Annotated in this window: 21 protein-coding genes; 12 read left to right on the forward strand and 9 right to left on the reverse strand. The window is 62.8% G+C overall.

All coding sequences use genetic code 11. The features are described from left to right. Positions 1-44 precede the first annotated feature (44 nt). Entirely contained in the window at positions 45-1,247 is a 1,203-nt protein-coding gene (locus EYF70_RS21435; RefSeq protein ID WP_131147215.1) for a HEPN domain-containing protein, read from the reverse strand. A gap of 834 nt (positions 1,248-2,081) precedes the next feature. Here EYF70_RS21435 and EYF70_RS21440 point away from each other — a divergent pair. The 6 genes from EYF70_RS21440 (at position 2,082) to EYF70_RS21465 (ending at position 6,268) form a co-directional block, all read left to right on the forward strand. Next, on the forward strand, positions 2,082-2,360 hold the full coding sequence (locus EYF70_RS21440) for a hypothetical protein (RefSeq protein ID WP_131147216.1): 279 nt from the start codon (positions 2,082-2,084) through the stop codon (positions 2,358-2,360). 642 nt (positions 2,361-3,002) lie between these two features. Beyond that, the gene (locus EYF70_RS21445; protein WP_165497757.1) at positions 3,003-3,611 is read left to right on the forward strand and encodes a PEP-CTERM sorting domain-containing protein; all 609 of its coding nucleotides are present in this window, start codon (positions 3,003-3,005) and stop codon (positions 3,609-3,611) included. Between the two features lie 362 nt (positions 3,612-3,973). Continuing rightward, a complete protein-coding gene (locus tag EYF70_RS31405) occupies positions 3,974-4,501 on the forward strand; it encodes an FxDxF family PEP-CTERM protein (RefSeq protein WP_218943711.1) in 528 nt (175 codons plus the stop codon). A gap of 69 nt (positions 4,502-4,570) precedes the next feature. Then, positions 4,571-5,101, forward strand: coding sequence for a PEP-CTERM sorting domain-containing protein (locus EYF70_RS21455; protein ID WP_131147218.1), 531 nt, complete (start codon positions 4,571-4,573; stop codon positions 5,099-5,101). Between the two features lie 65 nt (positions 5,102-5,166). Then, positions 5,167-5,715 carry a PEP-CTERM sorting domain-containing protein gene (locus tag EYF70_RS21460; RefSeq protein WP_131147219.1) on the forward strand — a complete coding sequence of 183 codons (549 nt, stop codon included), beginning with the start codon at positions 5,167-5,169 and terminating at the stop codon, positions 5,713-5,715. Between the two features lie 154 nt (positions 5,716-5,869). Beyond that, a complete protein-coding gene (locus EYF70_RS21465; protein WP_131147220.1) occupies positions 5,870-6,268 on the forward strand; it encodes a hypothetical protein in 399 nt (132 codons plus the stop codon). Positions 6,269-6,456: 188 nt separating this feature from the next. Here the strand turns inward: EYF70_RS21465 and EYF70_RS31715 are convergent, their stop codons facing one another. Continuing rightward, positions 6,457-7,194 (reverse strand): PEPxxWA-CTERM sorting domain-containing protein, encoded by a 738-nt coding sequence (locus EYF70_RS31715; protein WP_229420495.1) that lies wholly within the window; start codon positions 7,192-7,194, stop codon positions 6,457-6,459. Between the two features lie 269 nt (positions 7,195-7,463). On the opposite strand from EYF70_RS31715, the gene EYF70_RS21475 reads away from it, so the two are divergent. Further along, positions 7,464-7,763: an antibiotic biosynthesis monooxygenase family protein gene (locus EYF70_RS21475; RefSeq protein ID WP_131147221.1), complete on the forward strand. Its 300-nt coding sequence runs from the start codon at positions 7,464-7,466 to the stop codon at positions 7,761-7,763. Positions 7,764-7,901: 138 nt separating this feature from the next. Next, positions 7,902-8,204: a hypothetical protein gene (locus EYF70_RS21480; protein WP_131147222.1), complete on the forward strand. Its 303-nt coding sequence runs from the start codon at positions 7,902-7,904 to the stop codon at positions 8,202-8,204. Positions 8,205-8,319: 115 nt separating this feature from the next. Here EYF70_RS21480 and pncB read toward each other — a convergent pair whose 3' ends face one another. The 3 genes from pncB to EYF70_RS21495 all read right to left on the reverse strand — a co-directional run bounded on the left by pncB (position 8,320) and on the right by EYF70_RS21495 (position 11,132). Next, the gene (gene pncB, locus EYF70_RS21485; protein WP_229420496.1) at positions 8,320-9,540 is read right to left on the reverse strand and encodes a nicotinate phosphoribosyltransferase; all 1,221 of its coding nucleotides are present in this window, start codon (positions 9,538-9,540) and stop codon (positions 8,320-8,322) included. A gap of 1 nt (position 9,541) precedes the next feature. Beyond that, on the reverse strand, positions 9,542-10,408 hold the full coding sequence (locus tag EYF70_RS21490) for a cysteine hydrolase family protein (RefSeq protein ID WP_131147223.1): 867 nt from the start codon (positions 10,406-10,408) through the stop codon (positions 9,542-9,544). Positions 10,409-10,517: 109 nt separating this feature from the next. Continuing rightward, the gene (locus tag EYF70_RS21495; RefSeq protein ID WP_131147224.1) at positions 10,518-11,132 is read right to left on the reverse strand and encodes an FMN-dependent NADH-azoreductase; all 615 of its coding nucleotides are present in this window, start codon (positions 11,130-11,132) and stop codon (positions 10,518-10,520) included. 100 nt (positions 11,133-11,232) lie between these two features. Between EYF70_RS21495 and EYF70_RS21500 the strand changes: the two genes are divergently transcribed. Next, on the forward strand, positions 11,233-12,150 hold the full coding sequence (locus EYF70_RS21500) for a LysR family transcriptional regulator (protein ID WP_131147225.1): 918 nt from the start codon (positions 11,233-11,235) through the stop codon (positions 12,148-12,150). A gap of 132 nt (positions 12,151-12,282) precedes the next feature. After that, positions 12,283-13,614 carry a hypothetical protein gene (locus EYF70_RS21505; RefSeq protein WP_131147226.1) on the forward strand — a complete coding sequence of 444 codons (1,332 nt, stop codon included), beginning with the start codon at positions 12,283-12,285 and terminating at the stop codon, positions 13,612-13,614. A 225-nt stretch (positions 13,615-13,839) separates the two neighbouring features. On the opposite strand, the gene EYF70_RS21510 is transcribed toward EYF70_RS21505, so the two are convergent. From EYF70_RS21510 to EYF70_RS21520, 3 genes are all read right to left on the reverse strand, one after another. Continuing rightward, complete coding sequence (locus EYF70_RS21510; RefSeq protein ID WP_131147227.1) at positions 13,840-14,148, reverse strand: chaperone modulator CbpM; 309 nt, start codon at positions 14,146-14,148, stop codon at positions 13,840-13,842. A gap of 11 nt (positions 14,149-14,159) precedes the next feature. Further along, on the reverse strand, positions 14,160-15,095 hold the full coding sequence (locus EYF70_RS21515) for a DnaJ C-terminal domain-containing protein (protein ID WP_131147228.1): 936 nt from the start codon (positions 15,093-15,095) through the stop codon (positions 14,160-14,162). Between the two features lie 66 nt (positions 15,096-15,161). Then, positions 15,162-15,800 (reverse strand): beta/gamma crystallin family protein, encoded by a 639-nt coding sequence (locus tag EYF70_RS21520; protein ID WP_131147229.1) that lies wholly within the window; start codon positions 15,798-15,800, stop codon positions 15,162-15,164. 165 nt (positions 15,801-15,965) lie between these two features. Between EYF70_RS21520 and EYF70_RS21525 the strand changes: the two genes are divergently transcribed. Both EYF70_RS21525 and EYF70_RS21530 read left to right on the forward strand, forming a co-directional pair. Next, positions 15,966-17,354: an MATE family efflux transporter gene (locus EYF70_RS21525; RefSeq protein WP_131147230.1), complete on the forward strand. Its 1,389-nt coding sequence runs from the start codon at positions 15,966-15,968 to the stop codon at positions 17,352-17,354. A gap of 136 nt (positions 17,355-17,490) precedes the next feature. Further along, entirely contained in the window at positions 17,491-19,707 is a 2,217-nt protein-coding gene (locus EYF70_RS21530) for a S9 family peptidase (RefSeq protein ID WP_131147231.1), read from the forward strand. 244 nt (positions 19,708-19,951) lie between these two features. Here EYF70_RS21530 and EYF70_RS21535 read toward each other — a convergent pair whose 3' ends face one another. Beyond that, entirely contained in the window at positions 19,952-20,170 is a 219-nt protein-coding gene (locus EYF70_RS21535; protein WP_130185769.1) for a CsbD family protein, read from the reverse strand. Positions 20,171-20,186 lie beyond the last annotated feature (16 nt).

The following is a 20,186-nucleotide window of genomic DNA, read 5'->3' on the forward strand; positions in this document are numbered from 1 at the left end:
CAGCACTGCGAATAAGTAGGCTAATATCAGACAGTAATCACGAGTTAACTTTTGTAACCGTAGCGTAAGCGAGCAAAGTACTCAGCTAAGTCTTTCTTTGTTTTAAGGAAAACCAGATCAGGCTCTGTCAGCATAAGGTGAACACAATTTACCGCGTAATTAACAAAATCATGAGCTTCTTGTGGCGTCACCGTATGCTTCCCACCGTGCACTAGCTGAGAACGTAGCGTGTAAAGACCTTTAATTTCTTTTTCGATATGCATTTTTGATTCCGGATTCTCACCACAAATCTGCCCTACTGATTCAGATATAGTTCGGACAACTTGGTCTTTATCTGCGTTAAAAAGAATCTCAACGGAAATCGCAGCCTTCAACAGAGAATTTTCGCTTGAGCGCTCGAGTAGAGCCTGCCCTACCCAATCGACTGCAGCCACTAGACGATTTTGCACTTCACTTCGATTTTTTTTATCGATGCTAGTGATTTCCCAGAAATATTTATGCCCTAGCTCCGCTGAGCAGAAATAATGATCTCCAATATCAGGCTGAACGCCAGATTCAAGTTTTTGCGCTCGTCCAGACCGTTCACCATCAGGCGAACAAGCATAAATACGTTGAAATCGACCACCCGACGACACACGCACACCTGAGCCAGATGTCCTATTATTTATCATATAGGATAGAGCACTTTCAAACTGCTTAAACATTGACGCTCCGGCCTCTTGCGCCAATACAGCATCTCGTGCCTGAACAACTACAGAGATAAGTGTACTTGCCCCACCAAATTCTAAGTGGAGACCATCATGCGACTGAAAACTATCGCCAGCTATTTCTTGTGAATGCTTTTTTACGTCATAAATTCTGTACACACCCAAATCTATTGGCTTTTCCGTTTTCAGCGAAGTCCCTGAAAGTTCAGTAAAAACTCTCATCGACCCTATCGGTCTTTTTATCAAGCTCTGCAAGTACGACTTGATAGTTGAGTCAGAATGTTGCTCACCATCTCTCCGAGATTTTAAAACAAATTCGTTTGTTTTTTTCTGGAAATTTTCATAAGATATTGTAGTAGCCACTACATCATTTCTTAGAAACAACTCTTTCATGGCACCTAGATACGAAAAACGCTTCTCTTTTGGAACACCTATCTGATACACCAAATCATATAACGGCATATCCAAAGAATGCTTATGCTCCGAAAAGCACCCTTCTATTTCAGATACAATAACAGTAAGCGGACGTAAATTATTCATTATGATATCTTATGGACGAAAAAATTACATAAATTTTGAGGTTACCCTACTATATAGTAGGACAATGGAATTACGAGAACTATACAGGAAGTCTAAAGTTAACTTCTTTTAATCGCGTACAAACCCCAGCAAAAATGCATATCACAACAGTTATGATTTGTCAGAATTATGGCATTCCAACAGCGCAACCCTGCAGAGTACTGCAAGCATCGATAGAAGCCGACTTTTACAGCACGGTTATCTTAATGCCCAGCTACAATCGCAAGCAAGTAGTCCAAATGGGTACACCTGCGAGCCAAACCGCCTGGGGGAAGTTAAAGGAATCTATCTCTTACGTGATGTGTTAGTGGAGATTGCAGATTCACGCCGTCTCCACCACTGAACAGAAGAAAATGGCCCAAGCTTGCTTAGGCCATTTTCTTCTGTTCTATGGTTTCGACTTTGGTAATCCAGTTTGCGTCCGTCTCCGACGGACGGCGGAACGGGGAATTAGGCCGCCTGCGGCCTGCCCGTGGAGCGGCCACCCGCTTGCCAGCGAGAGCATATGGACTTTTGCGAGGTTTCGAATAGCACCGCTCGGTGCCGCCAAGCGACATGTGCTTGTAAGCGCACGGGTTTCCGATTGCCCATTCACGGCCTCGCTCCGCGAGGCCGCCACCGTCCGGCGGGCTTGCTAGAGCCTTACCCATCCACTCAATTCGCCAGCGTCGTCTCTCCGGGCGACGGGGCTTTCGAAGTTAATGGAGAACGGTGACAATGTGTGAGGCTTTGCCAACAAACAACGCGATATACTTCTGCGCAACCACGCTTACGTCGGCAAACATAAGGATGGCAATGAAGAACATTCTATCGATAGCAGGAATTTTGCTTTGTCTTGTAGCGTGCTCGTCCAGCGGCCCGGTTCAAACCGGCGCCGATACATACATGATCACGAAGCAAAGTGCTGGTGGTCTGGCTGTACCTGGAGCGAGGGTGAAGGCCGAGATCATCGGCGAAGCCAATCAGTTCTGTGCAAAGTCCGGCAAGCGCATCGAACTGCTGTCAGCTACCTCGCAAAACGCCATTCCCTTCGCGCGAATGTCGTCGGCGGAAATCAACTTCAAATGCGTGTGATCACACCATCGATACAATGCTCCGGCTAAGCCTATATCCCGGTGCCGGCTTAATCAACTATCCGCTGTGCAAAGCATTCCTTAATCTGCCCTTCCTGCGCGAATCGCCACAGTAGCCTAAGCCGCGGAATGTGCTGGGCCGCATGAACTAGTCCTGCGCTATTGCCCCCTCACGACTGACTTCACTCCTTCCTGCCCCCCTCCTCCCGCACGCGCTGTTGCTCCTTCACACATGCACACTCGTCCAGCTCGCGCCGCAGCACATCTTCGATTAGCCCATCAGGTCCGATGAGGTACTGGTGCGCCCTGGTGGCAATCGAACGCAGGCGCGCAATTTCCCATAGCAATGCCTGGACATCTCCTGGCGCCGGCTCATGCCGTCGCAGGCCTATTTCGTGAAGCTGCTCTTTCGTGAGCGATGGAGGATAAAAGTTACTCATGACGCAAACTGTACTGTGGTTTTATACAGTATATCAGTACGCCCAGCCATCCCCCGCGCGTCTGCCGACCTTGCCGCTACGGATAGCTCACGCCGGAATTCATCTGGCAACACATTCTGTAGACAAACATATTCTTTCAGAAATAATAATTGCATATGATTAATTACCATGATAAATTCTCAACTTTCAACCCGGGATCAATCATGGCCTTCGTCAAATCCGTCCTCGCCCTCGCCGCCACCGCTCTCCTCGCCGCCAGCGCCGCCAGTGCCGCGACCACGCTCAATTTCGACGAACAGGCCGAAAGCTCGCTGTTCATCTACAGCACCCCGCTCACCGATCGCTACGCGCCACTCGGCATTACCTTCAGCGGCACCACGACCCCGCAAAACACCCGCGGCGGTTATATCCTCGACCAGGCAAGCAACTTCGGCTTCGACGCCCTCAGCGGCACGAACTTCCTGGCGTTCAATGCCCCGACGACCGGCAATGTCGAGAATATTGCGTTCGCCACCGCATCGGCATTCGTGTCGATCTGGGGTGCCAGCAGCTTCGGCGGAACGTTCACGATGAACGCCTACGATGCAGCCGGCACGCTGCTCGACAGCGCGGTAGCGGATTTCTCGACGAACTGGACGCAGCTCAGCGTGGCAAGCATTGGAATCGCCCGCGTGGAATTGATCGGTAATAACGGCGCATACGCCTATGACGACCTGCACGTGTCGGCCGTGCCGGAACCGTCGACCTGGGGCATGTTGCTCGTCGGCGGTGGCATGCTGGGGTGGCTGGCCCGCCGCCGTCACAGCGCCTGAGCAAGCCTGCGTCGTTCCGCTAAAACCCGCCGCGTGCGGGTTTTTTCACGTTGGCGCCCCGCCGTCGTCCTGCCCCACCGCACGCTGTCCAGGCGCACGCCCCTGTCAACAACACTGCGGCGTAACGCAGTGTCGCTAATTTCCAACACTGCATGTGCACTCTCTATTCATCAGTTCGCACACGTTTCCCTCTGGAGAAGCTTCCAAAAAGAAACTCTTATTTTTCATAAAAAACATCATAACCACATACTTAAATAAAGCTTAAACCTCTGCGCATACATGTAAAAAAGTCATGCAATACTTGCCCTACCGTTGAGATAACTCTTCGGCAAAAAAAACTCATCATTGGAGCAAGAGAAGACATGAAAATCACGAAGTTCCTGCGTACGGCGGTCGCTGCGAGCGCACTGTTCATCGGTGTTACACAGACAGCAAACGCTGAAATCACGACGCATACGGGCAACACCACCGGCGGCCCGACCCTCGACCTGACACCGTGGGCGTTCCCGGGCAGCGCGATTCCTTACACCCAATACGCGTTCACGGTCGATACCGCGGGCGAATACACCTTCCAGGTAACAGCCGAATACGACGCCGCGATCCTGCTGTTTGAGAACAGCTTCGATCCAGCCGATACCACGGCCAACTTCGTCACCGGCAGCGACGACAACGTCTCGTCCACCACGGCTGCCTTCGCGGCGGACCTCGAAACCGGCTCCACCTACTTCTTCATCGTCACCGGTTCCGACGATCCGGAATATGGCTTCTACAGCGCGACGATCGGCGGCCCTGGCCTGATCTCCGCAGTACCCGAACCCTCGACCTGGCTGATGCTGGGCGTCGGCCTGGCGGCAGTCGGCTACACGGCGCGCCGCAAAACGCAGCATTGATTCACCGATGGCGGGGCTCGCGCTCCGCCATGCATTCATCTCCCCACCCACTCCCATAAGGAACCAGCGATGAATATCACCAGCCTGCTCCGCAACGCGCTCACGATCTGTGCGCTGTTCGCCGGACTCATGCATACCGCCAAGGCCGATTTCCACATCGAGCGCGGCGATACCACCGGCCTTGCCACGCTGGACGTGGGCGCCATCTACATCGATGCCGGCAACGCCGTGCCCTACGATCAGCTGACCTTTACCGTGAACGCTGGCGGCACGTACCAGTTCCTTGCGATGGCTGACTTTGATAGCGCTATCTTCCTGTATGCGGGCGAGTTCGACGCAGCCTCCCCGACCACGAACCTGGTCCGGCACAACAACGACATCTTTTCGCCGGACACTTCCGGGTTCGTCTCGAACCTGTTTCCTGGGCTGAGCTACACGGTGGTGGTGACAGGCCTGGAAGATGACGAGTTCGGCAAATACAGCCTGACCATCGGCGGGCCCGGCAGTGTTGCGCCCGTGCCGGAACCGTCCACCTGGATGATGCTGGCCCTCGGCCTGGCCGCCGTCGCGCATGCGCGGCAGCGCGCCGCGCGGCGCTGAAGCGCCGCGGTTATCAGCTGTCCAATTAGCTGTCCACCATTACCGAGCCATTCACAAGGAACGTCATGAACATCAGGAAATTTTTCAGCGCCGCGCTCGCGGCATGCGCACTGTTCACCGGCTTCGCCAGCACGGCCAGCGCGGAATTCTTCAGCCATGTCGGCGACTCCACCGGCGCCCCCACCTGGGATGTCGATGCCGCCTTCAACGGCGTGGGAACCGCGGTGCCTTACCAGGCGTTCGACTTCCATGTCGACACGGACGGCCGCTACCTGTTCCTGGCCGCGGCCCGCTTCGACAGCATGATCATCCTGTATGAAGGCGGTTTCGATGCCAGCGCGCCGAACGACAACCTGATCCGGTTCAACGACGACATCCTCACACCGAACACGTCCGGTTTCCAGGCGGAATTGACGGCCGGGCTGCAATACACCTTCGTCATCACCGGCTTCAACGACTCGGAATTCGGGGCATACAGCTTCACCATCGGCGGCCCGGGGTCGATCATGCCGGGGCCCGTGGCGGCGGTGCCTGAACCGTCCACCTGGCTGATGCTCGGGTTGGGTCTCGCGGCCGTGGGCTTCACGGCCCGCCGCAAAGCGCTGCCGCGCTGAGGCGGGCACGCACTGAGGCGACACGCACGGCGGGGCTGCGGCTCCGCCGTTTTTTCACTGCCTGTCCTCCTACACCCACCCCTCCCGCGCGCCTATTCCGCCCCCTCCGGGCGCGTCCTATGATGGCTTGCAATCAATCAATCAGGAGACCATCATGCAAAATCAAGGCAACGGCGGACGTACCCTGGACCAGAAAACCCATGACGGTACGAGCAGCGCGGGCACCATGGGCACCGGCGGTACGGGCCGCACCGGCACCGACGAAGGCTACGACGAAGCCGCCAACACCCCGTGGCAAGGAAGCATGCAGACGGCGCGCACCGATGACCTGCTGTCCGACGGTTCGGCCGCGGACCAGGATGGCCAGGGTTACGCCAGCGACGGCACCAATACCCTGGGCAGCGAAAGCGGCTCGGGCGCGGGCAACCGCCAGAAGGATCGCAACGAGGATCGCGAGCAAAGCCTGTCCGGCGGCGGCCGCCCCAGCGATCCCACCGGCCTGCAAGGCTCGGCCGGCAACCAGCAATCGAGCGGCGACGACCAGCAGGGTTGATGCCGGGTAGCGCCACCGCAAGCCGGTGGCGCGGCCGAGCCAGGCCTGCCCATCAGGCGCCTTAAGCGGCCCTCGGCAGGCGGTACAGCCCTTGCTGCGTACGAGCATGCCGCGACAAGGATGTTCCACCGGTAACGCCCGGCGCGCGAAATCCCTTCCGGGTCGCGCACCATCGCAACCGACGATTGTCAGGAGCGCTGGCGGCGCGCCATCGCACCAACCAGGCCGAGGCCACCCAGCAGCATCACATAAGTTGCCGGTTCCGGGACCGGGACCATCTCCGTGTGGATCGTCAGCACGGCGTCCGTCATGTTCATCGACGCGAACGACAGCACGCCCGGCTGGATGCCGCTGGGCGCTATGCCCACGGCCCCCATCCAGACGAACGACTGCAGCTCCACGTCCAGGGTGGGGAACCAGGCGGGCGTGGCAAAACTCAGTTCCAACTGCTGGGTGCCGTTCAGGTCGTCGATAAAGCGCGTGTCGGCACCGACCGCAATGCCCTCGCTGCTGACCTGCATGGCCTCGAGCGTTCGGTTCAGCGCCTGGCCCGGCGGGTCCAGCGGCGACGTGGCCTGCTGCAACTGCCCGGCAAACGTCAGGCTCCATTCGATCGACGTGATGCGATAACCCTCGCGCAGGGTCAGCTGGTAACCCGTGTTGTACTCGGCGCTTACTTGCCGGAAAATGCCCTGGTCGTCGTAGACGGACCAGCCGGCGCCGGCGTTGTTATTACGTGCCAGCATTTCCGTCAGCGATAGCTGCAGCACCGAGCCGCTGCTGGACAGTACCGTGACGCGGTCGTCGGCATGCGCCGCTGCGTTGGTTAGGGTCAGCGCTTCCGATTCGATATGGATGGGTTCGGCATGCGCCGTCGTGCCGAGAAAGAAGATGCCGAGTGCGAGCCCGGCCATTGTCGCCTTCATGCTGCCTCCGTGCGAGCTGTGCGCCATCCGGCGCGGGGCGAAGCCGCCGCTGGCGCAACCTCCGGGAAGCTCCGCCATTCGAGCCAGTGTAGCACCGCGATCCACCGGGCAGCCCGGCTTTCCGGGGCGTGTCACCCGGCGGCAACACTGCCAGCTACCGTTGCGCGGCGCACCCGCATGGAGGCGGCCTTTTGCGGCCGCGCGGCACCACGCTGCGTTCATGGAAAGGTTGAGGCACAATGCCTGGATTACTCATCAGGAGCCCTTTCATGATCCACGAAATCGCCGAAATCACCATCAAGCCGGGCACCGCGGAAGCCTTCGAAGCCGCCGTGCGCGAAGCCGTGCCGCTGTTCCGGCGTGCCAAGGGGTGCGTATCCATGCGCATCGACCGCACCATCGAACGCCCGGACACTTACCGCCTGCTGATCGGCTGGGCAACCCTCGAGAACCATACCGTGGACTTCCGCGGCAGCGAGGATTTCCAGGCCTGGCGCGCGCTGGTGGGCGGCTATTTTGCCGAGCCGCCGAAGGTCGAGCACCTGGAGACGGTGGTCAACGGATTCTGACCTGATGGCGGGGCACGGGATTCTACTCCGCGCAGTGGGCCCGGGCCTTCGCGGCGGACAATGGCGGCCCGCATCGGCGCGCCGCCATTGTTGTTTTTGCAGCACAATGCGGGCAGGTCAACCCTTACAGGAACTGCCATGCCAGACACCATTCACCGCAACTTCAAGACGGTCGAGGATGCCGAATCGGCCCGTGCCGCGCTGCTGGAAGCCGGCTTCCAGGGCTCGGCCGTGCAACTGAACCTGCACGACGCGCGCGCTGTCGACACGCCAACCCTGGCCGTTGAAAACATCATGGAATCGTTGACGCCGGACGATGCGGACGATACCGACCGTCCTGTGCACCGCCCCGCCGCGCTGCTGTCCGTCGACGTCGACAACGGCGAGCAGCGCGAGCAGGCCACCGCGCTGATGCTGCGCTACGGCGGCACCGAAGCCTGACCGCGCGGGCCTGGAACGGTCCGGCCGCGGCGCGGCGTCAGCGCGGCCTGGCCGCTCAGCGCAGCCAAGCAATTCTCCGTGACAGTTTCCCGGCCAGTTTCCCCGTCAGTTCCTGTCAGGCGGCGGGGTGTTCGAATACCTGCCGCAGGTAAGCGAGGAAGGTTTCATCCTTGCTCATCGTCTTGCCCGGCGAGTCCGACAGCTTGGCCACCGACTGGCCGTTGCAGCGCACCAGCTTCATCACGATGTTCAGCGGCTTCACGCCCAGGTCGTTGGTCAGCCAGGTACCGATGCCGAAGCCGGTCATGATGCGGTCGGCGAAATGGCGGTACAGGTGGATCGCCTTGTCGAGGTCCAGCCCATCGGAGAACACCAGCCGCTTCGTGTTGGCATCGATGCGCAGCCGCGCATAGTGGGCAATGGCCTTCTCCCCCCATTCGACCGGGTCGCCCGAATCATGGCGCAGGCCGTCGAACAGCTTGGCGAAGTACAAGTCGAAGTCGCGCAGGAACGCATCCATGCCCACCACGTCCGTCAGCGCCGTGCCCAGGTCGCCGCGGAATTCCTGCACCCAGTCCTCCAGCGCCGCTTTCTGGAAGTCGCGCAGGCGCACGCCGAAGGCCTGGAACGATTGCATGTACTCGTGCGCCATGGTGCCGATCGGGTGGATCTTGTAGCGCATCGCCAGGTACACGTTCGAGGTGCCCTTGAAGAATTCCGGCACTTCCGCCGCCAGCCGGCGCACCACCTCGTCGTGCCATTCGCCCGAGAAGCGGCGGCGCACGCCGAAGTCGGAAAACTCGAACGGGTTGCGCCGCATGGGCTCCTTGCCGAACGCCTTGAGCGCGGCGATCTTGGCATCCAGGCGGCGGCGGCCTTCGGCCAGCGCGGCTTCCTGGTCGAAGCGCCGGAAATACAGTTCATTGACGATGTACAGCACGAAGATCTCGAAGCCCATCACGTGCACCTGCGGCCCGCGCGCGTGGATCAGCAGTTCGTCGCCATTGGTTTCCACGGAGATGAACTTGCGCTGGAAGCGGAACACGGTGAGGAAGTCGACGAAGTCGCTCTTGATGTAGCGTAGCGAGCGCAGATACTCGAGTTCCTCTTCGCGGAACGTCATCGTGCACAGGTGGTCGAGCTGGCGCTCGATCTCGTCCTTCAATTCGGCCAGCGGATAGGCCGGCTGGTTGCGGCACTTGAATTCATACTCGGCCTGCGCGCCCGGGTGCCAGTGCAGCAGCGCCTGCCACATGGAGAATTTATACAGGTCGGTTTCCAGCAGGCTGCGGACGACGGGTTGGAAGTTTTCGGTCATGTCGGTCATATCGGTCATGTCAGCGCCCAGCGTTGACGAGCAGTTCCTGCACCACATCGGAGGCTTGCGCGAAGCCCACGCCCGCGGCGCGCATCCGGTCGAAGAAGTCCTCCTGCTGCGCTTCGAAGCCTTGCACGGGGCTCATGCAATCGGTGATCAGCACCAGCTTCGAGGCATCGGCGCCGAAGCGCTCGGCGATGTGCTCGACGGTCGACTTCACGCAATGGCTGCCGGCCTCCCCGGCGACGTACACGCGGTCGGCATCGCGCAGGCTGGCCAGCAGCTGGCGGTTTTCAAGCGTATCGGGTTCGCCGGCATCGGGCACTTCGGCCATCACGGCGGAATAGTGCTCGGTCCACGGGTTCGAGCCCTTGGCGACTTTCGCCACCACGCCCAGCGCCGCGTCTTCCCAGCGGTTGTAGGCATTGCGCACGGCGTCATGCACGTTATGGCCCCAGGTGCCGATTTCGCAGTGCACCGGCCACACCATCAGGCGGTAGCGGCCGGCCGCCTCGAGCGCGTCGAGGTAGGCCAGCGTGCGTTCGCGCCCGCGCGGATCACGCGGCAGGAAGCGCGCGGCACGTACATCGGCCGCGGTGATCTCGGTGAATGGCATGACCGGCCCGCCATCGCCGGCCACCCAGAAGGTCGGGTGCGCCACGTGGTAGCGGTGGTGGGAATCGAGCGTGACGGTAATCGCCGCCAGGCCGGCGCGGCCCCGTTCGATCAGCTGCGCCAGGCGCAGCATGTCGTCGTGGGCGCCCGGCACCGGCAGCGCGGGCATGCGCGCGCGGCCGGTTTCCGTGTCGATCGGCAGGGATTCGGGGGGCAGGTCGCAGAAGTCGTTCTGTGGATCGATGACAAGCAGGTGCAGTCGGTCTTTCATTGATAGGCTCCGTCGGACAGCAAGCCCCATCATACCGGCTGGCATGAAAATCGACCAAACACCTGCGAAATCGGATGAACGACACGGCCTGGGCCGCGGAAAGGCGGCGTTACGCGGCGGCGAGCGCGTCGATCGACTGGCGGCTTTTCGCCAGCGTGTCGGCCAGCGCCTGCTCGCCCAGCGCGACGCCTTCGGCCTGGACGAAGGTGATGTCGGTGATGCCGAGGAAGCCCAGCACGGCGCGCAGGTAGGTGGCCAGGAAATCGTAGCCGGCGGCCGGGCCTTCGCTGTAGACGCCGCCGCTGGCGGTGAACACGTACACCTTCTTGCCGCCGGCCAGGCCGACCGGACCGGTCTCGGTGTACTTGAAGGTGCGGCCGGCGCGGGCGATGTGGTCGATATACGCCTTCAGGCCGGACGGTACGGAGAAGTTGTACATCGGCGCACCGATCACGATCACGTCGGCGGCCAGCACTTCGTCGACCAGCTGGTCCGACAGCTTCACGGTGAAAGCTTGCTCGGCGTTACGCGCCTCCGGTGGCGTGAAGAACGCGCCCAGCATTTCCTCGGTCAGGTGCGGTACCGGCCGGGCCGCCAGGTCGCGCTCGACCACGGTGTCCGACGGGTGGCTGGCTTTCCATTTGGTGATGAACTCGGCCGACAGCTGGCGCGACAGCGAACCGGAAGACCGCACGCTGCTATTGATGTACAGGACGTTTGCCATGATGAACTCCTCGATAAGTGGTGAATTGCAGCCATCATAGAACGGGTTTAATATCGATGAAATCCACATAATTTCAATCGACTTGATCGATTTTATTGATATGAGAGAACCCGGCCTCCCCTCCCTCGACCAGCTTCGGGTCTTCATCGCCGTGATCGACCATGGCGGCTTCGCCCATGCCGCGCGGGCGCTGCACCGCACGCAATCGGTCATCAGCTACACCATCGCCAACCTGGAAGAACAGCTGAACATCGCGCTGCTCGACCGCGGCAAGCGCCGTGTCACGCTGACCGAAGCGGGCAAGGCGCTGCTGGCCGATGCGCGTGCCGTGTCGGCCAGGGTGGACGGCATGCGCGCCCGCGCCCGCGCGCTCGGCGCGGGCCTGGAAGCGGAGATATGCCTGGTGGTCGATGTGATGTTCCCCATGTGCCGCCTCGTCATGCTGCTGGAATCGTTCCAGCGCGAGTACCCGACAGTGGCGCTGCGGCTGCATACCGAGGCGCTGGGCGGCGTGGCGCAAATGGTGCTGGACAGCCGCTGCCAGCTGGGCGTGAGCGGCATGCCGGTGCACCTGCCGGACAATATCGACCGGCAACTGGCCGGCCACGTCACGATGATGCCCGTCTGCGCGCCGTTCCATCCCCTGGCACGGTACGAGGGCGTGGTGCCCACCGCCGCGTTGCGCGAGCACCTGCAGCTGGTGCTGACCGACCGCAGTCCACTGACAGCGGGCCAGGATTTCGGCGTGCTGGGCCTGCGCGACTGGCGCCTGGCCGACCTGCATTCGAAGCATGCGCTGCTGCGCGGCGGCCTGGGCTGGGGCAGCATGCCGGAAGCGATGATCAGCGAAGACCTGGGCAGCGGCCGGCTGGTACGCCTGAACCTGCAGGACGGCGCGGCGCTGCAATACCCGCTGTTCGTCATCCACCGTGCCGACAATCAGCTCGGCCCGGCCGGCCGCTGGCTGAAGGAACAGATCCTCGCGCTCGACTATGCGTTACCGCACGGGGCGTATTGACTTCCATTTCAAGACTCCTACATCACCGCGGCATGTGCGCTGACACCCGCTGCGCGCCTGCCGTCCTACGATAAACCTCTGCCGGGGCCGCGAGAGAGCCGGTCCCGGCCGCGACTTGAAGAGGAGATCGACATGACCAGAGAAAAGGACCAGCTCACGAATACGCAGGACGCGGGCTACTTCACGCAGAGCGGCAACCACGCCGCCGGCGGGCCCGCCAACGACACCACGCAAGTCAACAGGGCACCCAACATCAACCAGGCGGCGAGCAAGCAAAGCAGCCCCGCCGGCAGCTCGGGAGGAACGGACATGACACAACAATCGATCGGCGGCCAGGGCGCGCAGGACGGCATCAGCGGCACCCCATCCGGCACGCAGGGCGGCCAGAGTGGCCAGGGCATCGACCAGGGCGGCCAGAACCAGCAGAGCGCGCAAGGGCATTCAGATTACACGGGCGGCTCGCCGGGTGGCCAGCGCAGCATCCGCAACGACCCGCGCACCCAGCTCGATCCCCAGGAATCGAACCGCGACAGCTATGGCGCCCAGCAGTCGGGCGCCACCTCGGGCGAAGTCGGTGATGGACGCAGCCAGCAGCAGGTCGCCCATGGCGGCAGCCAGGCATCGCAGCACAGTGCCGGGCGCGACGATGGATCGGTGCAGCGCGCACCGCAGGAATACTACCGCGGCGGGTCCTCCCAGCAGCAGCAACAGCCGCAGCGGGGTAGCGGTGAAGGGGGTGGCCTGCAGTCGAGCAGCCCGGGCGGCTCGGGCACCATGGCCAACAAGCAGGGCGGTCCCGGCAACCAGCAATCCGGTAGTCAGCAATCCGGTAACCAGCAATCCGAGAACAGCCAGGGCGGTCCCGGCCGCAACGGCCTGTCGCAAATGAAGGAACAGCAGCAGCAAGGCGGCCCGGGCAACGGCCAGTCGCAGCAGATGGAACAATCGGCCGACAAGCCTCGCGCCGGCACGGGTGGCGGCCATGGTGGCCAGCACTCGGGCGGCATGGGCGGTGAACGGGGCGGCGACCTGCACAACGTGGGCGCGCAGAGCGGCCAGACGGGCCGCGGCGGCCTGGGCGGCAACAACGTCGAAATGCAGGGTACCAGCAAGGGCAACCAGCAATCCGGCGACAACCTGATCGGCCAGACCACGCTGGGCAGCGGCGGCAGCCAGTCGGCCGACCGCGACAGCCTCGATGCGCTGCCGGCCGATGCGATGGGCGGCGAACGCGTGGGCATGGGCAGCCGCGGCCACAGCCAGCAATCGGACAAGGCCGGCAATGCCCAGGCCGACACCTGGTCGAACCAGGCGCGCCCGAACAACCGCAGCGACAACGAGCAGGCCGACCGCCAGCTCGGCATGCAGGGCTCGCCGGGCGAACCGGGTCACGATATCGATGACCTGGGCAACAAGCAGTCCGGCGGTGGCGGCTCGCGGGGCGGGTCGGAAGACCAGCGATAGGCTGGACGGTGCCGGGCGTCATCCGGCACATTGAAAGCGCATGCATTCACCCCAACAGCGAAGGGCTGGGGTCAGACCCGCCGGGTCTGACCCCGGAATTTGCCATTGGGGTTCGAAAACCAATGTCCTACTAAGGCGCAAGCGCTGCTGGCCGTATGGGTTCCGCTAGCTGAACAGCATTCGCACTCACGCGCAGTTCAAACATTCGCATCCCGGCGCGGCTTACTACAAGCCGGCCGCTCGCAAGCGCCGGCGCAGCCGCCGTACCTCTTCCGTCAGGTCCACCACCAGTGCCGCCACCTCTTCGTTGGCGTCGAAATCGCGCTCGATCCGCAGCAGGCTGCGCGCGCGCACCAGGTCGACGCTGGTGAAGCGCCAGGCTTCGGGCGCATCGCCGGTGCCGTCCAGCAGGATGCCGGTGCGCACCCGCTGCACCACCCAGCCCGGTTCCACGGCGCAGGCACGCGCCAGTTCGTCCAGCGTCAGCGCCGCCTCGTCGAGCGGTACGGCGCGGATCGGTTGTTCGCCATTCATCCATCGTCTCCTTACAGCCCCGTGCGCGGATCGAGCCGGGGGTTGAAGCCCAGTTCGCGCGCCATCTGTTCGTACAGCGCCCTGGCCCGCGGCGTGTTCGCCGGGGGCAGCGCGATTTCCAGCAGCAGGTACAGGTCGCCGGCCGGCGCGGACGCGGTGCCGGGAATGCCGCGGCCCTTCAGCCGCAGCTTGCGCCCGCCCTGCGAATCCGCCGGCACCGCAACCGTCACGCGGCCGGACGGCGTGGCCACTTCGATGCCCGCGCCCAGCGCCGCTTCCCATGGCGCCACGGGCACCGTCTGGTACACGTCGCGCCCCTCGACGCGGTAGCGGCGGTCTTCGGCGAAGCGGATTTCCAGGTACAGGTCGCCCGCGGCGGCACCGCCGCTGCCGGGCTGGCCCTGCCCCGCCAGGCGCAATTGCTGGCCCTCGGTCACGCCTTTCGGGATCGTCACGTTCAGCGTGCGCTCACGGGTGATCACGCGGCCGCTGGCATCGGCCTCGGGAACCCGCAGGCTGATCGTGCGGCCCGCGCCCGCATAGGCATCCTGCAGCGCGATCTCGATGACGGCATAGCTGTCGTCGCCGCGCATCTGGAAACCGCGCCGGCGGCCGCCGCCCACGTGGGCGAACAGGTCCTTGAAGAAGTCGCTGTCGGCGCCGCCGAACGATTCGAAGCCGGCACCCCAGTCGGGCGGCGGACGGAAGCCGCCCTCCCCGGCCTGCCGGTATGGCGCGCTGCCCAGTTCATCGTAGGCCGCGCGCTTCTCGGGGTCGCCCAGCACCCCGTAGGCTTCGTTCAGCTCCTTGGTCCTGGCATCCGCATCGGCTTCCTTGCTCACGTCGGGATGGTACTTGCGCACGAGCTTGCGGTATGCCGCCTTGATCTCGTCGGCGCTGGCCGTCTTCGGCACGCCCAGCACCGCGTAGTAATCCTTGTAGTCCACGTCATGCTCTCCAGGTCGTCGTCCAGAGGAATATGAGGTTACAACGATGTCGCTGCAAGCCCTTCGTCAGCGCAAGCGGCGCACCGACGATGCCTGGTTGTTCAAGCCTTCCAGCGCGGGATAGCGGCCCGGCCCGTACACCCTGCAGCGGCCGCGGTAGTCGTCATGCTCGCAGACTTCCCACTCGCCTTCGCGCACCACCATCGAGCCGGCCCGGTCGTTGAAATCGCGCGATCGCAGGCTGTGCACATCGCCCGCCAGCACCACGCGGTCCCCGCCGAACTGGCGGGTGGAATACAGCTCGACCGGCGGACCGCGCCGCTCGTCACGGTCGCCACGATCGCCACGGTCGCGCCAGCCGCGCCGGTCGTCGTCCCTGCGGTCGCGGCGGCCGTCGTCCCCGCGCGCCAGTTCACGCACCGACGAGATCGCGTTGCCCAGGTGGCCCAGGTCGCGGTACTCGCCCCGTTCCAGCACGGTGCACCGGCCGCCGAAGTCCTTGTGCTCGCACACTTCCCAGGCGCCGGAGAGGACGGTGGCCGACGATGCGCGGTCGTTGAAACCGGTGTCCTGGAAATTGCGCACGGTGTCGCGCACGCTGATCTGGGCACCGCGGAAATCGGGCTGCGAATACAGCGCCAATTCGCCGGCGGCAGCGAGGTTGAAGGATGCCAGCAGCGTGGCGGCGGCGAACAGGCGTTTCATATGTACTCCATCTGGTGCGTTGGCCGGGCGCGACGCGCGCGCGGCATGCTTCCCATAACGCAATGGCGGCATGGCCGGTGCACGCGCCAGCTGTAACAAATTCCTACTGCGGCCACCAGGCGTTCATGGGTAGAATCGCAAGTTCCCCCGTTTCCGCCCCTGCCCATGCCCTATTCGTTCACCTTGCCCAATATCCGCAAAGAAGCCGCCGCCCTGTGGCAGCTGGCCTGGCCGGTCCTGATCGGCCAGTTGGCGACGGTGGGCATGGGCGTGGCAGACGTGGCGATGACGGGCCACACCAGCGCCGCCGAACTGGCCGCCGTGTCGCTGGGCGCCTCGGTATGGTCGATCATCCTGGTCACCGTCAACGGCACCATGATGGCCGTGAACACGGTGGTCGCGCACCAGGTGGGCGCCGGCGCGTTCGACCGGATCCCGCACTCGGTGCGGCAGGCGCTATGGAAAGCCGTGGGCGTGGGCATCGTCGCCGCGCTGGCGGCCAACCTGGCCACGCTGCTGTTCGACCACCTGCAGCTCGATGACGAGGTCAACGCGCGCGCCTCGATGTTCGTGCACATCGTCAGCATCGGCCTGCTGCCGTTCGCCGCCTACCGCGCGCTGTACGGCTACAGCGCCAGCATCAACCAGACCAAGCCCGTGATGGTGATCGCCATCATCGGCCTGCTCGTCAACATCGCCGTCAACTGGGTGCTGGTGTTCGGCAACCTCGGTTTTCCGAAGATGGGCGCGCTGGGCTGCGCGGTGGCCACCGGCACCGTGGTCTGGCTCGACCTGCTGGCGATCGTGCTGTGGATCCGCATCGCCCCCGCCTACCGCGCCTCGTACCCGTTCGACAAATGGGAATGGCCGCACTGGCCGGAGGTGTGGAACATGCTGAAGCTGGGCGTGCCGATCGGCGTCACCTACTTCGCCGAGGTCAGCGTGTTCGGCGCCGTCAGCCTGCTGGTGGCGCGCTTCGGCGTGGTCACCGTGTCGGCGCACCAGATCGCGCTGAACTTCGCCTCGCTGACCTTCATGGTGCCGCTGTCGTTCGGCATCGGCATGATCGCCCGCGTCGGCCAGGCGCTGGGCGAAGGCAATCCGCAGCGCGCCCGCTTCGCTTCCTTCGTGGGCCTGTGGATGTCGGTCGGCTTCGCGGTGCTGTCGGCCCTGTTCATCGCCGTGTTCCGCCACCACATCGCCGCGGCCTATACCTCGGACGTGGCGGTACAGGAAATGTGCGCGCACCTGCTGCTGTTCGCCGCGCTGTTCCAGCTGTCCGACGCGGCGCAGGTGGCCGCATCGTGCGCGATCCGCGGCTACAAGGTCACGCGCGGCCCGATGGTGATCCAGCTGATCGCGTTCTGGGGCGTGGCGCTGCCGGTCGGCTGCGTGCTGGGCCTGGCGCCGCGCTGGCTGCCGTTCGCGCCGGGCGAACCGATGTCCGCCACCGGCTTCTGGATCGGCCTGGTGCTGGGCCTGACGATCGCGGCCGTGCTGCTGACACTGTACCTGCAGCGGCTGTCGCGCCAGCGGGCGCTGGCCGGGGCTTGAAGGGCTCCCTGGCTTGCCGAAGGAAAGTCGGCAGCAGCGCTTGTATTCCGAATTTTCCTGCCTCGTCAGGCGCTGTCCAGTCTGGTATCGTTTTGCGCTTTCCTTCCAATAACAAACCGTTCATTTCGGGACTCCCATGCGTACCGCTCTCAGTATCCTGGCCCTGCTGGCCGCCGGCACGGCATCCGCCGACCGCCTGACCCTCGACCGCCTGCACAGCGATCCCGCCCTTGCCGGCAACGGCGTGCGCGCGCTGAAGGTGTCGCCGGATGGCGCCCGGGTGACGTTCCTTCGCGGCCGCCCGGACAACCAGTTCCAGATGGACCTGTGGGAATTCAACCTGAAGGACAAGTCGACGCGCCGCCTGGTCGACTCGAAGGTGCTGGTGGCCGAGGAAAACCTGTCGGATGCCGAGAAGGCGCGCCGCGAGCGCGAACGCACCGCCGCGCTGAAAGGCATCATCAACTACAGCTGGTCGCCCGACGGCAAGCGGCTGCTGGTGCCGATCGCCGGCAACCTGTACCTGATCGATGTCGCCAAACCGGATGCGGCGCGCCTGGTCGCCTCGGGCAACGTGACCGATCCGAAGATTTCGCCGAAGGGCAAGTACGTGTCGTTCGTGCGCGACCAGAACCTGTACGTGATCGACCTGGCCACCGGCAAGGAGAAGGCGCTGACCACGGATGGCAAGGGCACGCTGCACAACGGCGAGGCGGAATTCGTCGCGCAGGAAGAGATGCACCAGTACACCGGCTACTACTGGGCGCCGGACGATTCGGCCATCGCCTACCGCCGCTATGACGAGGCGCAGGTGCCGGTGGCGCGCCGCTTCGAGATCTATGCCGACCGCACCGACGTGATCGAGCAGCGCTACCCGGCCGCCGGCGACAAGAACGCGATCGTGGAACTGCGCATCGTCGATCCGGTCAGTGGCGCCACGAAGGAAATCGACCTGGGCGCGGAAAAGGATATCTACCTGGTGCGCGCCGATTTTTCCGCCGACAGCAAGAAGCTGCTGTTCCAGCGCCAGACGCGCGACCAGAAGAAGCTGGAACTGATCGCCGTCGATACCGCCACGCTGGCGCAGAAGGTGCTCGTCACCGAAACGGCGAAGACCTGGACCGACATCAACGACGACCTGCGCTTCCTGTCCGGCGGCCGTGGCTTCGTCTGGTCGTCGCACCGCACCGGCCGCAACCACCTGTACCTGTTCGACATGGACGGCAACGTGAAGCATGCGCTGACCAAAGGCGAATGGGGCATCGACAACCTGCTGGCCGTGGATGAACAGGCCGGCAAGGTGTACTTCTCGTCGAACAAGGACGCCATCATCGACAAGCAGACCTACGCGGTCTCGCTGGACGGCCGCAACGCCGACAAGCCGGTGCGCGTGACGCAGGCCGACGGCTGGCACGACACCACGTTCGCGCGCAACGGCCAGCTGTTCGTCGACACCTGGTCCGATCCGGCCAACCCGCCGCAGGTGTCGATCCGCAAACCCGATGGCGCGATCCTGACGTGGGTGGAAAAGAACGAGGTCAATGCCTCGCACCCGTACTACCAGTACAAGTCGGACCACCTGCCGGTGGAATACGGCACCCTGCAGGCCAGCGACGGGCAGACCCTGTACTGGTCGATGATCAAGCCCTACCGCTTCGATCCGGCGAAGAAGTATCCGGTGTACCTGTCCACCTACGGCGGCCCGGGCCCGCAGCACGTGTCGCGCAAGTGGGGCGATCCGTTCGACATGTTCATGGCGCAGCAGGGCTACGTGGTGTTCCGCCTCGATAACCGCGGCTCGGGCCGCCGCGAGCGCGCCTTCACGGACGCGATCTACCGCAACCTTGGCAAGGTGGAAGTGCAGGACCAGCTGGCCGGCATCGATTTCCTCGGCAAGCAGGCCTTCGTCGATCCGAAGCGCATCGGCGTGTATGGCTGGAGCTATGGCGGCTTCATGACGCTGCGCCTGTTGTCGCAGGGCTCGGACAAGATCGCCGCCGGCGTTTCCGGCGCGCCCGTCACCGACTGGGCGCTGTACGACACGCACTACACGGAACGCTTCATGGACAAGCCGTCCGAGAACAAGGAAGGCTATGCCGACAGCACCGTGTTCAAGCATGTCGACGGCCTGAAATCGAACCTGCTGCTGATCCATGGCATGGCCGACGACAACGTGCTGTTCACCAACACCACGAAGATGATCGACGCCCTCGTCAACCGCGGCGTGCAGTTCGAGCTGATGACCTACCCGGGCGCCAAGCACGGCGTCTCGGACCGCAAGCAGCGCAAGCACGTGCAGGTCGGCATCGACGCGTTCTTCCGCAAGCACCTGAAGCCGGACACCGTGCAGTAAGACCGGCCAAAAACGGTGACAGTCACCATTTTTCTGGAAACATTGCAGGAAAAACGGTGACTGTCACCATTTTTCGGGAAACATTCCAGAAGCGTCAAAAACGGTGACTGTCACCATTTTTCTGGAAACATTCCGGGAAAAATGGTGACTGTCACCATTTTTTGGGAAACATTCCAGAAGCTCCGAAGCAAAACAGCCGCCCGAGGGCGGCTGTTGTTCATCGGCACTGGGCCGATACCTGTGCTTACAGGCCCTGGCGGTTGCCGCGGTTGATGGTGACGTCATCGTCCAGCGCGTCTTCGACGGCTTCGCGGGCGTCGCCCACTTTTTTCTGGACCTTGCCTTCCGCCTGGTTTTTCAGGCCCTTGGCCTGCTGTTTCGAGCTGCCGACCAGTTCACCGGCTTCTTCCTGGATCTTGCCGCCGACTTCCTTTGCCTTGCCTTTGATTTGATCGCTGTTCATGATCGAGCTCCTCTAT

It is taken from the genome of Pseudoduganella albidiflava, assembly GCF_004322755.1.
Classification (GTDB): Bacteria; Pseudomonadota; Gammaproteobacteria; order Burkholderiales; family Burkholderiaceae_D; genus Rugamonas; species Rugamonas albidiflava.

Coding starts and splice junctions, on each gene's coding strand:
- EYF70_RS21435 (WP_131147215.1), bottom strand. CDS start 1,247: ATGAATAATTTACGTCCGCTTACTGTTATTGTATCTGAAATAGAAGGG.
- EYF70_RS21440 (WP_131147216.1), top strand. CDS start 2,082: ATGAAGAACATTCTATCGATAGCAGGAATTTTGCTTTGTCTTGTAGCG.
- EYF70_RS21445 (WP_165497757.1), top strand. CDS start 3,003: ATGGCCTTCGTCAAATCCGTCCTCGCCCTCGCCGCCACCGCTCTCCTC.
- EYF70_RS31405 (WP_218943711.1), top strand. CDS start 3,974: ATGAAAATCACGAAGTTCCTGCGTACGGCGGTCGCTGCGAGCGCACTG.
- EYF70_RS21455 (WP_131147218.1), top strand. CDS start 4,571: ATGAATATCACCAGCCTGCTCCGCAACGCGCTCACGATCTGTGCGCTG.
- EYF70_RS21460 (WP_131147219.1), top strand. CDS start 5,167: ATGAACATCAGGAAATTTTTCAGCGCCGCGCTCGCGGCATGCGCACTG.
- EYF70_RS21465 (WP_131147220.1), top strand. CDS start 5,870: ATGCAAAATCAAGGCAACGGCGGACGTACCCTGGACCAGAAAACCCAT.
- EYF70_RS31715 (WP_229420495.1), bottom strand. CDS start 7,194: ATGAAGGCGACAATGGCCGGGCTCGCACTCGGCATCTTCTTTCTCGGC.
- EYF70_RS21475 (WP_131147221.1), top strand. CDS start 7,464: ATGATCCACGAAATCGCCGAAATCACCATCAAGCCGGGCACCGCGGAA.
- EYF70_RS21480 (WP_131147222.1), top strand. CDS start 7,902: ATGCCAGACACCATTCACCGCAACTTCAAGACGGTCGAGGATGCCGAA.
- pncB (WP_229420496.1), bottom strand. CDS start 9,540: ATGACCGATATGACCGACATGACCGAAAACTTCCAACCCGTCGTCCGC.
- EYF70_RS21490 (WP_131147223.1), bottom strand. CDS start 10,408: ATGAAAGACCGACTGCACCTGCTTGTCATCGATCCACAGAACGACTTC.
- EYF70_RS21495 (WP_131147224.1), bottom strand. CDS start 11,132: ATGGCAAACGTCCTGTACATCAATAGCAGCGTGCGGTCTTCCGGTTCG.
- EYF70_RS21500 (WP_131147225.1), top strand. CDS start 11,233: ATGAGAGAACCCGGCCTCCCCTCCCTCGACCAGCTTCGGGTCTTCATC.
- EYF70_RS21505 (WP_131147226.1), top strand. CDS start 12,283: ATGACCAGAGAAAAGGACCAGCTCACGAATACGCAGGACGCGGGCTAC.
- EYF70_RS21510 (WP_131147227.1), bottom strand. CDS start 14,148: ATGAATGGCGAACAACCGATCCGCGCCGTACCGCTCGACGAGGCGGCG.
- EYF70_RS21520 (WP_131147229.1), bottom strand. CDS start 15,800: ATGAAACGCCTGTTCGCCGCCGCCACGCTGCTGGCATCCTTCAACCTC.
- EYF70_RS21525 (WP_131147230.1), top strand. CDS start 15,966: ATGCCCTATTCGTTCACCTTGCCCAATATCCGCAAAGAAGCCGCCGCC.
- EYF70_RS21530 (WP_131147231.1), top strand. CDS start 17,491: ATGCGTACCGCTCTCAGTATCCTGGCCCTGCTGGCCGCCGGCACGGCA.
- EYF70_RS21535 (WP_130185769.1), bottom strand. CDS start 20,170: ATGAACAGCGATCAAATCAAAGGCAAGGCAAAGGAAGTCGGCGGCAAG.